Source organism: Micromonospora jinlongensis (genome assembly GCF_013410645.1).
GTDB classification, from domain to species: domain Bacteria; phylum Actinomycetota; class Actinomycetes; order Mycobacteriales; family Micromonosporaceae; genus Micromonospora; species Micromonospora zamorensis.
On sequence record NZ_JACCHK010000001.1, the window covers coordinates 4952927 to 4964998 of the forward strand.

The following is a 12072-nucleotide window of genomic DNA, read 5'->3' on the forward strand; positions in this document are numbered from 1 at the left end:
GTCGACGGTGCTGCCCCGGCGGCCGGTTGGTCACCGGCCGCCGGGGCGCATCGGTCAGGAGTCGGACGTCCGGCGACGGTAGAGGAGCAGCAAGGCTGCGCCGGTGGCGACGGCGACGCTGCCGATTCCGGTCAGGACGGGCAGCAGGGAGCTGCCGCCGCTGCCGCCAGTGACGGGCAGCGCCGTGCGGGTGGGCTTTGCCGTGGGCTGACCAGTCGGCGTGCCCGTGGGCTGGCCCGTCGGTGTGCCGGTGGGTTGGCCGGTCGGGGTGCCGGTCGGAGTGCCCGTCGGAGTGCCCGTCGGCGTGCCGGTCGGCGTGCCGGTCGGGGTCTGGGTGGGTGTTCCCGTCGGCTGGAGGCAGACGGGGGCGTTGATGGTGTTGGTGTCGAGGGTGACAGCGCCGGTCTGCGCCAGGGCGCGGCCCTGGAGGGTCGCGCCGGTGTTCATGGTGATCGAGGTCTGGGCCAGGATGTTGCCCATGAACCGGGTGCCGGTGCCGATCGTGGCCGAGCTACCCACCTGCCAGTAGACGTTGCAGGGCGACGCGCCGTTGATGAACACGACGCTGCTGTTGGACGCGGTGATGAGGGTCGACTCGATCTGGAAGATGAACACCGCCGCCGGGTCGCCCTGGCTGTTGAGCGTCAGGGCTCCGGTCAGTTGCGCCGCGCCGAGCCGGTAGACCCCGGGGGTCAGCGTGGCGCCGCCCAGTTCCGCGGGCAGGTTGGTGAAGGGCGTCCGCCCGGCGGCATCGTTGTAGGCGGTTGTCAGGTCGTTCTTGGCCTGTAGGGCGACGGCGTCGCCGAGGTGGATCTCTCCGGCCACGATTCCCGGCGGGAAGCCGGGCGCAGTGTTGCCAGGGCTGACGCCGAGGCTCTGGGCGAGGAAGCTCGGCCCGGTGTTGGTGACGGTCGAGCCGGCCAAAACGGAGAAGTTCGCGGCCGTTCCCAGGCCCACCGGTGCTTCGGCGGCGCTCGCGCCGGTGCCACTGAAGAGCAGCACGGCGGCGACTGTGCCGCTGGCGGCGATGGCCGTCAGCGCGGACAGGGCCGCGCGTCTCGGCTGGCTGAATAGTTTGGTTGTCACGCCGTGCCCTTTCACGAAGGCATCTCACCGGACGCCAGTTGTGCGGCGGCTGGAGACCACGCCGACCACAGAGGTTGCTCAATCGGACTTTTACACAATTACTACGCAAAAGCCGCTGAATCCTTGAGAGGGATGAGACTGCTGTGGCGAAAGCGCAGTCAACGGGCAGGGCATGGGCGATCGGCGCGCGAGGAACACGGCGGGGCAAGGTAGCGTCACCGCTCGTCGCACTACGTGCTCCCGTGAACGGGGAGGACTCGGGGGGAGGTGGAGCGTGGGTGACGTCGGTGAGGTGGTGCGTTGGTTGCAGCTCCACGCCCCCCAAGGCGGGCCGGATGAGCTGTCTCAGCTGGTCGCCCGTGCGGCTCCGGCCATCGACGCCACCGAGATCGTGATCTATCTGGCCGACTACACGCAGTCCCTTCTCGTGCCACTGCTCGGTGCGGGTCTCGTCCGGGACGAGCTGTCGATCGAGACGACCCTCGCCGGCCGGGCCTTCACCACCCTCGACATCCAGCGCGCGCCCGACAACCCGGATCGGGTCTGGGTGCCACTGCTGCTCGGGTGCGAGCGGATGGGCGTGCTGGAGATCGTCGCGCCGACGGCCGCCGACGAGGCGTTGGACGGGCCGGCCTGGGAGGTGGCGGTCACCATCGCCCAGATCCTGGTCAACCGCCGGCTCTACGGCGACGTGGTCGAGCGGATGCGGCGCCGGCTCCCGATGCAGGTCGCGGCCGAGATCGTGTGGGGCCTGCTGCCACCGCTGACCTTCGCCACCGACGACCTGGTGATCACCGCCATCCTTGAACCGTGCTACGACGTCGGCGGCGACATCTTCGACTACGCGCTCAACGACGACGTGCTCAGCGTGGGGCTCTTCGACACGTGCGGTCACGGCATCAAGGCGAGCACCCTGGCCTCGCTGGTCGTCAGCGCGTACCGCAACGCCCGCCGGTGTGGCCTCGACCTGGTCGACACGGCGATCAGCATCGACCGGTGGGTGCGATCCGAGCACCCGAACTTCTTCGCGACCGGGCTGCTCCTCGAACTGGACCGCCGGACCGGCCGTCTGAGCGCGATCAACGCGGGTCACCCCGGTGCGATGTTGCTGCGCGACGGCAAGGCCATTCGTGAGCTGCCAGGGCCGACCGCGTTGCCGCTCGGCCTGGGTCATCTGACCCCACACCGCCCGCAGGTGCACGTCGAGGATCTGCACCCGGGCGACCGCATCCTCGCCTACACCGACGGCATCACCGACGCGCGCAGCGCCGAGGGTGAGCACTTCGGGCTGGACCGGCTGGTCGACTTCGTCAACCGGGCCCTCAACGACGGCTTGCCCAGCCCGGAGACGATGCGTCGCCTGGTACGCGCCGTCGTCGGGTACCAGGACGACCAGCTTCAGGACGACGCGACGGCGCTGTTCGTGGAGTGGCGGCCGCCGCACCTGCCGCTCGCGCACCTCCGTGACCTCGCGGCGAACCGCCACTGACCGCACCAGTGGGATTTTGCACTCGCAGTGCACTTGTCTCTGGTTGTGGCGCTGTCTAGCGTCACCTCATGGCTGACTCATGGACCTTCGCCGTGGCGCGTGACGACCTCGGGCGGAGCACGCTCGTCGATGGCGCCACGCCCGAGGTGGTCGATGGCGAGGCGCTGCTGCGGGTGGACCGCGTCGGCCTCACCGCCAACAACGTGACCTACGCGGTGCTCGGCGACGCGATGCGCTACTGGGAGTTCTTTCCGCCGGCGGCCCGTGGGCTCGGGCCGCAGTGGGGCCTCCCGCCGCTCTGGGGTTTCGCCGAGGTGGTCGCCTCGACGGTTGCGGGTGTCGAGGTGGGGCAGCGGGTCTACGGTTACCTGCCTCCCGCGGGGCACCTCGTGGTGCGGCCGGACCGGGTGGACGCGTCCGGGTTCCGCGACGCGAGCCCGCACCGGGCCGAGTTGCCGTCGCCGTACAACGCGTACCGGTCGACCACCGGCGACCCGGCGTACCAGGCCGACCATGAGGACCTGCTGATCCTGTTCCGGCCGCTGTTCTTCACCTCGTTCATGCTGGCCGACCAGGTCGTCGACAACGGCTTCTACGGTGCCGAGGCCCTCCTGATGTCATCGGCGTCGAGCAAGACCGCGTACGCCGCCGCGTTCGAACTGCGCGGTCGCGGGCCGCGCCTGGTCGGGCTCACCTCGCCCGGCAACCTGGCCTTCACCCGGTCACTCGGCTGCTACGACGAGGTCGTCCCGTACGACGACATCAGCGCCCTCGACACGATCCCGACCGTCTACCTCGACCTGTCCGGCACGCCGTCGACCCGTGCCGCCCTGCGCCAGCATCTCGGCGACCGGCTGGTCCGGGACATCGCGGTCGGGCTCACCAACCAGACACCGAACGCCGACGCCGCGGAGGAGGTGTTCTTCGCGCCGGTCCAGATGCGCAAGCGCGGCCAGGACTGGGGTCGCGAGGGGCTCGACCAACGGTTCACCGAGGCCTGGCAGCGCTTCACCGCCGTGGTCAGCGGGTGGCTCGACGTCCAGGTGGGTGTCGGGCCGGAGGCCCTGCAACAGGCCTGGGCCGACGTCCTCGCCGGTCGTACGCCGCCGCGGGTGGGTCACGTCGTCCAACTGTGAGCGGTTGACGACGCCGACTGTCAGTACGCCTTGTCGTCGGTGAGGTGGCGACGCAGCGTGGCCAACGAGCGGGTGATCAGCCGCGAGACGTGCATCTGCGAGACACCGATCCGATCCGCGATCTCGGCCTGGGTCAGGTTGCCGTGGAAGCGCAGGCTCAGGATCTGTTGTTCGCGCTCCGGCAGCGTGGCGAGGGCCGGGCCGAGGGCGACACGGATGTCGACCAGGTCGAATTCGTGGTCCTCGCCGCCGATGGTGTCCGAGAGCTCCCGGCTGCCGTCAGCCCCGATCGGGGTGGACAGCGACGTGGCCCGGTAGGCGCGCGCACCTTCCAGCCCTTCCAGCACGGCCTCCTCGGTCACCGCCAGGTAGGACGCGATGTCGGCCACGGTCGGCGAGCGACCGAGGGTCTGGGTCAGGACGCTGTTCGCCGCGCTGATCGACAGGCGTAGCTCCTGGAGGCGGCGGGGCACCCGGATCGCCCAGGTGCGGTCCCGGAAGTATCGCTTGATCTCGCCGATGATGGTGGGGATGGCGTACCCGGCGAAGTCGACACCTCGGCTGTGGTCGAAGTTGTCCACGGCCTTGATGAGACCGACCGAGGCGGTCTGGGCCAGGTCGTCGTCGGGCGCGCCGCGACCGCCGTAGCGGCGGGCGAGGTGCCGGGCGAGCGGCAGCCACGCCTCGATGGTGCGGTCCCGCAGGGCTGGGCGGCGAGGGTCGTCGACCCCCGTCGCCGCCAGGGCGGCCAGGAGGTCTTCCGGGCTCTGCTCACTGCGCCGCTGGTCGCTGCTGGTGCTGGTCGCGGTTTCGACGATGACGGCCATGGGAGTGGTCCTTCCCGCACTGCCCGTCGATTGAGTCGACCGGAAGGGTCTCCGAACCGGCTGACGCCGGGGCGCACGTACGGGCGAAGGTGCGCTGTCGCAAGGCCACGAGCACGGGCCTCGCCGCCGCGTCATGTCGTTCACTTGATGACCCGGACACTACCCGAACGTTTGAATAATTACTAGCCGAAAGTATGAGGTTGAGCAGGTGTGGGCGCGCCGAATCAGCCGCGCTGATCGGGCTCTTCGCCAGCGATCGGGGCCTGCTGGGCCGGCTTGACCGCGAACGGGTGGCGCAGCCGCAGCATGGCCTCCTCGCTGCCGTCGAAGGTCGCCATCGACTCGTCGAGCACGTCGGAGTTCGACGTGGCGAGGAACAGGGCCGGTCGAGCATTGTCGTTCGATGTCATGCAGGATTCCTGTCTTCCATCAAGGAGTGCGTCCGGGCCCCGGCTCTCGCCGTGCGACCTCGTGACGTGCGGCGCTCACACTGGCGCCCGATCAGGTGCCTCGTGCACGGGCGGACGCCCGGCGACACCGACACCCCGCACCATACCCGCCGTCGGCACCCCTCATGCGCCGACGAGGGCCTCGGGTCGCGTCCGCTCCGCCAGCAGCCGAGAATTCTGTAATCCGACCCGGTGCTGCCAGTCTCCGATCTTGAGGGCGGTCACCGCGCAGCGCGGGTGCCGCGCGGACGAGCACACAAGGAGTGACACCCATGTCGTCAGCCGGTCGAGCACTACCCGATGTCGGGTTGGTCGTCGCGGCCCGACAGGGCGACCAGCGCGCCCTCGATGACGTCGTCGCGGCTTCGCTCCCGCTGGTCTACAACATCGTCGGGCGTGCGCTGCGCGGTCACGCCGACGTCGACGACGTGGTCCAGGAGACGTTGGTACGGGTGATCCGGTACCTGCCCGCGCTCAACGACCCGGCGGCATACCGCTCGTGGCTGGTGGCGATCGCCATCCGTCAGGTGCGCGACTGGGAACAGCGCCGACGTCTCGCGCTCAACCGCGACGCCGGGCTCGACGCGATCCACAACGTGCCCGACCCGGCCTCCGACTTCGCGGGGATGACCATCCTCCGGCTCGGCCTCACCGATCAGCGTCGCGAGGTCGCCGAGGCGACCCGCTGGCTCGACCCGGACGACCAGGAGCTGCTGTCGCTGTGGTGGCTGGAGGAGACCGGCGAGATCACCCGGGCCGAGGTCGCCGACGCGCTCGGGCTGCCACCCGGGCACGTCGCGGTGCGGATCCACCGGATGAAGGAGCAGATTCAGAGCGCCCGGGGTGTCGTACGCGCGCTCGGTGCCCGCCCCGGTTGCCCGGACCTGCGCGCCGTGAGCGGCGAGTGGGACGGCACTCCCAGCCCGCTGTGGCGCAAGAGGCTGGCCCGACACGTCCGCGACTGCGCGTTCTGTGGGCGACTGGGCTCCACGCTCCTACCGATCGACCGGCTGCTCGCCGGTCTGCCGATGCTGCCGTTGCCGGCGGGTCTGAGCGCCCACCTTCCGAGCGCGGCCGCACCCCCGGCTGCCGCGCAGGCCGTCGGATACCACCCCCCGGGCCCGACGGCCGGGCACACCGCCGGGACGACCCCGCCCGGCGGTGTGACCTCCGACGGCGGCGGTGGCCCGAGCATCGTCGACCTCGCGGTGAACCGCCCCCGTGGCCTGGTCCCGTCCCTCGCCGCCGGGGTGGCAGCGGCCGTTCTCGCCATCACCCTGGCGGTGGTGATCCTGCCGGAGGATCCACCAGCGCCCTCGTGGGCTGCTCCGCCGCCCGCCGCGCCCACCGCCGTGGCCAGCCCGAGCGTCGCACCGTCACCGAGCGCACGCCCCTCGTCGAAGGCTCCGGTCGTCCCGGCGGTCAGCTCCGCCCGCAAGGGCGTCGGAGTGTGGAACTTCGCCGGAGCCAGCCAGGCGTTGGCTAACTCGAAGGCCGGCTGGTACTACACCTGGGGCACCCAGCACCCGGGGATCAGCACGCCGCGCGGTGTGACGTTCGTGCCCATGATCCGCAGTGCGGAGAACGTCACGGCCACGGAGCTGGCCCGGGCCAGGGCGGCGGGGCCCGATCTGCTCACCTTCAACGAGCCGGACATGCCCGAGCAGGCGAACATGACCGTCGAGCAGGCGCTGGACCTGTGGCCGCAACTGATGGCGACGGGCAGCAGGTTGGGCAGCCCCGCGGTCGCCTGGGGCGGGCCGGATCCGCAGGGTTGGCTGGACAGGTTCATGACCGGCGCTCAGGCCCGCGGCCACCGCGTCGACTTCATCACCCTGCACTGGTTCGGCGCCGACTTCACGACCAGCACGGCGGTCGACCAGCTCCGGCAGTATCTCCAGGCCGTCTACCAGCGGTACCGGAAGCCAATCTGGCTGACCGAGTTCGCGCTGATCCGCTTCGACGGCGGCGGCGCACAGTTCCCCGGTCAGGAGCAGCAGGCGGCCTTCCTCACCGCGGCCACCACCATGCTCGGCCAACTGTCCTATGTGCAGCGGTACGCGTGGTTCGGCCTGCCCGCCACGGACAAGGACCGGTCCGGGTTGTTCAGCAACGGCACCGAGGCGACAGTGGTCGGTCGCGCGTTCCAGGCCGCCCGTTGAGCGGCGACGCACCGGTGGACCGGCAGCCGACCACGACCAGAAGCCCGGCGTTCGGTGGCCGCGCCGGGCGGACCGTCGGCGTCGTCGCGACCCTGGTCGTGACAACGGTGGCGGTCGGCCTCAGTCAGGGCTGGGGCCGCACCGACCAGACCGCATCCTCTCCGACGGCATCCCCGTCGGCCGCATCCCCGCCGGCCGGTCCGGCGCCGACCGCGTCGGTGGTGCTCAACAGCACCGACGACGCCTTCATCCAACTGCTCATTCCGATGAACGAGGGTGCGCTCGCGCTGATCGACCACGTCGACACCCGGTCGGCGGCCGCGGACCCGTCGCTGCGGGCACTGCTCGACGACCTCCGCGCTGCTCACCAGGCCGAGTTGCGAGACCTGCGCGGGCTGCTGGCCGCAGGCAACGTCGCGGAGCAGAACATCCACGAGGGGCATCAGATGCCCGGCATGGTCACCGAAGCGAGCCTCGCCGAGCTGCGCGCCGCCCCCGATACCGAGGTGCCGTCCCGGGCCGCCGCGTTGGTGCGGGCGCACCTCGCGCAGACCATGGTGCTGTGCCGGGGCGAGCAGACCGCCGGGGGCAGCCCGGAGCTGAAGGCGCTCGCCGGCCGGATCCAGCGGGCCCGGGCCGCCGAGTTGAGCGCACTGGACCCTCAGCCCGGCGCGACCGGAACCCCGCAGGTCGACTGAGCATGCCGCGCAGAAGACCGACCGATGCCGCCGCGCCGGTGCTCAGGCCGGCGTCGGGTGGTTCGCCTCGAACCGGTCGCGCGTCAGGAACGCCAGCTGGGCTCGCTTGTCCGGCATGTCGATCTCCGAGTCGAGGGTGAACCCCTCGATCTCCAGTCGGCGCAGCGCGAGGTGGTTGCGGACGTCCGGCTCGACCACGATCCGCTGGGCGGTCGGGTCTCGGAACAGGAAGCGGGCGAGGGCCGGGCCGACGACGTTGGTGAGGCCGCGGGCGAGGCGCCGGTCGGGGCTGAGCAGCAGGTGCATCCCGATGTCACCGGACTGCACGCGGTAGCGCTCGCCGACCGGGTCGGCCTCGGGCTGGTAGGTCTGGAAGAGGCCGACCGGCTCCGCGTCGACCATGATCAGGTACGCGTGGTGCGTCGGCAGGCTGTCCACGAAGGCGTAGATCTCGCGTACCTGTTCCAGGGTGTGCGAACCCATGCCCCAGAACGAGTTTCGAGGTTGGGTGACCCAGCCGTGCAGGAGGGCGGCGTGCCGGTCGGGGTCGACGGTCACCAATGACAACTCACCGAGACCGGCGATCTTCTCCAGGTACGTCATCGGGCGCTGTCCTCTGTTCCATCCGGGGCGCGACTTAGGTTAACCTCCCCTAACCAAGGATGACCTTACCTGGAGGGGTGCGTGAAACGGAACTGGGAGGCCCTGGTCCTCAAGGCCATGGGAGGCCGGGACTTTCGGTTGACCGTGCTGGGCACCGAGTCGATCGACGGCCACTATCAGCGGCTCCTCCTGGACGGTGGGGGCCTGCTGGAAGCGTGCGGGGTACACCCCACGATGTGGATCCGGCTGTGGTTCGACAACGACGGCCGGGCACACCAGCGCGCGTACACACTGGTGGATCCCGACCCGTCCACCGGCCGGTTCACCCTCGAATTCGCCATCCACGACGGCTGCGCCGCCCGCTGGGCCACCACCGCCCAGGTCGGTGACACCATCAGCGCGACCGTCCAGGGCAGCGCCTTCGACCTGCCCGACCCGGCGCCCGAGCACCTCTACCTCGTCGGCGATGCGGCCTCCCTGCCCGCGGTGAACAGCCTGCTCGACGCCAGCGCCGACATCCCGGCGACGGTGTGGCTGGAGTACGCCCACGAGGGCGAGAAGGCTCTCGCGTTGCGGGCCCGGGCGCACCACGACGTCACCTGGGTGCCCCGGCGCGACGCCGGTCAACACCTGGTCGACACGGTCTGCGCGGCCCTGCCGACCAGCGGCGCGGGGCACTACTGGGTGGCCTGCGAGGCGGCCACCACCCGTGGCATCACCCGACACATCCGGCGAACGCTGGGTGTCGACAAGGACCGGGTGACCTCCCTCGGCTACTGGAAAGCCGCATGAAGGGTCGGCTCGGCACCCTGACCGCGCTGTACGTCACGCAGTACCTCGGCGTCGGTTTCATCACCGTCGGACTGACCGCCATCCTGCGCGACGGCGGCACCTCGCTGGATACGCTGGCCCTGTTGCAGATCGTCGGCCTGATCTGGCCCATCAAGTTCCTCTGGGCGCCGATCCTCGACCGGTACGGCTCGCGACACCGCGGCCACTACCGATCCTGGTTGCTCGTGCTCCAGACCGCCCTGGTGCTCGCTCTGCTGGCGCTGCTGCCGTTCACCGACCCGGCCGACGCGCTCGGCCCGATCGTCGCGATCTGCGCCGCGTACGTCTTCTTCTCCGCCACGCAGGACATCGCCGTGGACGCCGTAGCGGTCCGGATGCTCGCCGAGTCGAGCCGGGGGACCGGTAACGGGATCCAGGTCGCCGCGAGTTACCTCGGCAACCTGCTCGGCGGCGGCGCCTGCGTCCTGGTCTACGACCAGTTCGGCTGGGCGGCGGCGATCGGCCTGCTGGCCGCGATGACGGCGGTCGGCCTGCTGGTCGTGTGGCGGTTCCGGGAACCTCCGCGTACCGACCGGGTGGACAGGGTCGGCACGGCCTACCGGGCACTGCTGTCGGTGTTCGGCCAGCCGGGCTGCCGGTGGTGGACGTTCGGCGTGGTGCCGCTGGTCTACGTCGGGGCGGGGATGGCGTACGCGCTGGTGACGCCGGCCCTGGTCGACGCGGGATGGTCGTTGGGCCGGATCGGCGTGGTCACCGGAGTGGTGACCAGCGTCCCGGCCATCGTGGCGGGTCTGGTCGCCGGGCTCGGCATCGGACGGTTCGGGCGCGGCGGCGTGCTCGTGGTCGGCGGCGTGGCACTCACGGTGTCGACGCTGCTGCTGCTGCCGTTGATGAACGGTCGCGCCCCACTCGGCGGGACGGTCGCCGCTCTCTGCTGCTTCATGGTGGCCTACACCATCGCGAACGTGGTGCTCTACACCGTCAACATGGACTACTCGCGCCCCGACACCGGTGGCACCGACTTCACCGTCCTGTCGTCGTTCGGCCTGGTCTGCTCGTTCGTGGCCGCGTCCATCGGTCTCGCGGCCGCCGACGGGGTCGGCTACCCGCCGGTCGCGATCGCGGCCATCGTGCTGGTGGCCGCGGGTGTCGTCCTCGGCCTCGCCCACCAGCGGCGATTCCCCCGCAGGCCCGGTCCCGTCGGCTCGACGGCGGCGCACCCGACGGTGGATGGCGTGAAGGCCGTGGCGTGACCACCGTTCAGCCGGCCAGCGACACCACCGAGCCGGCCAGCGACACCAAGCCGGCCAACGGCGCCACAGCCTCGGCGCGACCGCCGCAGCGGTGGCTGATCCTGGCCGTGCTCTGCGTCGCGCAGCTCGTGGTGGTGCTGGACAACACCGTGCTGACCGTGGCGGTGCCGGTGCTCACCACCGAGCTGGGCGCCAGCACCGCCGACGTGCAATGGATGATCAACGCGTACGCGTTGGTGCTGTCCGGGTTGCTGCTGACCGCCGGCAGCGCCGCCGACCGGTACGGGCGTCGCCGGATGCTGCTCACCGGGCTCGTCCTGTTCGGTCTCGGCTCGCTGGCGGCCGGGCTGTCCAGCACCACCGGGCAGCTCATCGCGGCCCGGGCCGGCATGGGTGTCGGTGGCGCGTTGCTGATCACCTCGACGCTCGCGGTCGCGATGCAGGTCTTCGACACCGCCGAGCGGTCCCGCGCGATCGGCATCTGGGCGGCCACCAGCGCGCTGGGCTTCGCCGTCGGGCCACCGATCGGCGGCACCATCCTCGCGCATCTGCCGTGGGGCGCGATCTTCCTGGTGAACGTGCCCATCGTGCTGGTCTGCCTGTTCGTCGCTCGCGCGCTGATACCCGAGTCCCGTGACCCGGCCGGTGGCCGCCTGGACGTGGTGGGCGCGGCGCTCTCCACCGCCGGCCTGACCGCGGTCGTCTGGGCGATCATCTCTGGGCCGGAGCACGGGTGGACGTCGGCTGAGGTGCTCGGGGCGGCGGCTGTCGGCGTACTCCTGCTCGGGTTCTTCGTCCGCTGGGAGCGGCGGATCCCGCACCCCATGCTGGACATGCACTTCTTCCAGGACCGGCGGTTCGTGGGCGCGATCTCCGGGGTCGTGCTGATCACGTTCGGCGCCACCAGCGCGTTGTTCCTGCTCACCCAGCATCTGCAGTTCGTCCGCGGCTATCCCGCCTGGGAAGCCGGTCTCCGGATGGCGCCCTTCGCGCTGTCCATCGTGCTGCTCAACGTCAGCGGTGCGGTCGCGGTCGTGATCCGTCGGCTCGGCCTGTCCGCCGCCATCGCCATCGGTATGACGCTGCTCGCGGGCGGTCTCGCGCTGATCACCCTCTTCCCGTCCGACGGGTACGGGGTGCTGCTGGCCGGGCTGCTCGTGATGGGTGTCGGGTGCGCGTTGGCCAACCCGGCCATCGTCGAGGCCGTGATGAGCGCCATCCCGGCGCAGAAGGCCGGCGCGGGCGCGGGTGTCGACGGCACCATGACCGAGGTCGGCAGCAGCCTCGGCATCGCCGTGTTGGGTGCCGTGCTGAACGCCCGGTTCGCCGCCCTGCTGCCGGCAGCCCTGGCCGGCGCCGGATCGTTTCCCGCCGCCCTGGCCGCCGCTCGCGACGGTGCCGAGCGGGAGGCCGTCACTGTCGCCTTCGCCTCGGCGCTGGAGACGGGACAGTTGGCGGGCGCTGCCGCGGTGCTGATCGGCGGGTTGGTCGCCGCCGGACTGCTCTACCGGGCAGACCGCCCCAAACCGCCTAATAAGGGTAGGCTACCCTAATCACGACATCGTCGTAGTCGACGG

The 12072-nt window shown here is 70.9% G+C and carries 11 protein-coding genes; 7 read left to right on the forward strand and 4 right to left on the reverse strand.

Annotated features, from left to right (window positions below):
• Positions 1-54 precede the first annotated feature (54 nt).
• Complete coding sequence (locus HNR22_RS22180; protein WP_343059919.1) at positions 55-1086, reverse strand: ice-binding family protein; 1032 nt, start codon at positions 1084-1086, stop codon at positions 55-57.
• A gap of 274 nt (positions 1087-1360) precedes the next feature.
• Here HNR22_RS22180 and HNR22_RS22185 point away from each other — a divergent pair, with 274 nt between their 5' ends.
• Both HNR22_RS22185 and HNR22_RS22190 read left to right on the forward strand, forming a co-directional pair.
• The gene (locus HNR22_RS22185; RefSeq protein WP_343059921.1) at positions 1361-2575 is read left to right on the forward strand and encodes a PP2C family protein-serine/threonine phosphatase; all 1215 of its coding nucleotides are present in this window, start codon (positions 1361-1363) and stop codon (positions 2573-2575) included.
• 68 nt (positions 2576-2643) lie between these two features.
• On the forward strand, positions 2644-3711 hold the full coding sequence (locus HNR22_RS22190) for a DUF2855 family protein (RefSeq protein ID WP_179781957.1): 1068 nt from the start codon (positions 2644-2646) through the stop codon (positions 3709-3711).
• 20 nt (positions 3712-3731) lie between these two features.
• On the opposite strand, the gene HNR22_RS22195 is transcribed toward HNR22_RS22190, so the two are convergent.
• On the reverse strand, positions 3732-4538 hold the full coding sequence (locus tag HNR22_RS22195; RefSeq protein ID WP_179781958.1) for a SigB/SigF/SigG family RNA polymerase sigma factor: 807 nt from the start codon (positions 4536-4538) through the stop codon (positions 3732-3734).
• A gap of 224 nt (positions 4539-4762) precedes the next feature.
• The gene (locus HNR22_RS22200) at positions 4763-4948 is read right to left on the reverse strand and encodes a hypothetical protein (protein WP_179781959.1); all 186 of its coding nucleotides are present in this window, start codon (positions 4946-4948) and stop codon (positions 4763-4765) included.
• A gap of 311 nt (positions 4949-5259) precedes the next feature.
• Between HNR22_RS22200 and HNR22_RS22205 the strand changes: the two genes are divergently transcribed.
• Together HNR22_RS22205 and HNR22_RS22210 are read left to right on the forward strand one after the other, a co-directional pair.
• Positions 5260-7149 carry a sigma-70 family RNA polymerase sigma factor gene (locus tag HNR22_RS22205; protein WP_179781960.1) on the forward strand — a complete coding sequence of 630 codons (1890 nt, stop codon included), beginning with the start codon at positions 5260-5262 and terminating at the stop codon, positions 7147-7149.
• Positions 7146-7847 (forward strand): DUF305 domain-containing protein, encoded by a 702-nt coding sequence (locus tag HNR22_RS22210; protein ID WP_218906587.1) that lies wholly within the window; start codon positions 7146-7148, stop codon positions 7845-7847. The genes HNR22_RS22205 and HNR22_RS22210 overlap by 4 nt, the downstream gene beginning before the upstream one ends.
• 42 nt (positions 7848-7889) lie before the next feature.
• Here HNR22_RS22210 and HNR22_RS22215 read toward each other — a convergent pair whose 3' ends face one another.
• Positions 7890-8450, reverse strand: a complete 561-nt coding sequence (locus tag HNR22_RS22215; RefSeq protein WP_179781961.1) for a GNAT family N-acetyltransferase — start codon at positions 8448-8450, stop codon at positions 7890-7892.
• Between the two features lie 81 nt (positions 8451-8531).
• On the opposite strand from HNR22_RS22215, the gene HNR22_RS22220 reads away from it, so the two are divergent.
• From HNR22_RS22220 to HNR22_RS22230, 3 genes are read left to right on the forward strand one after another with little or no spacing between them, the layout of a single operon-like run.
• The gene (locus HNR22_RS22220) at positions 8532-9242 is read left to right on the forward strand and encodes an SIP domain-containing protein (protein ID WP_179781962.1); all 711 of its coding nucleotides are present in this window, start codon (positions 8532-8534) and stop codon (positions 9240-9242) included.
• Positions 9239-10495 carry an MFS transporter gene (locus tag HNR22_RS22225; protein ID WP_179781963.1) on the forward strand — a complete coding sequence of 419 codons (1257 nt, stop codon included), beginning with the start codon at positions 9239-9241 and terminating at the stop codon, positions 10493-10495. The genes HNR22_RS22220 and HNR22_RS22225 overlap by 4 nt, the downstream gene beginning before the upstream one ends.
• Positions 10492-12048 (forward strand): MFS transporter, encoded by a 1557-nt coding sequence (locus tag HNR22_RS22230; protein ID WP_179781964.1) that lies wholly within the window; start codon positions 10492-10494, stop codon positions 12046-12048. Before HNR22_RS22225 ends, HNR22_RS22230 begins: the two co-directional genes overlap by 4 nt.
• Positions 12049-12072 lie beyond the last annotated feature (24 nt).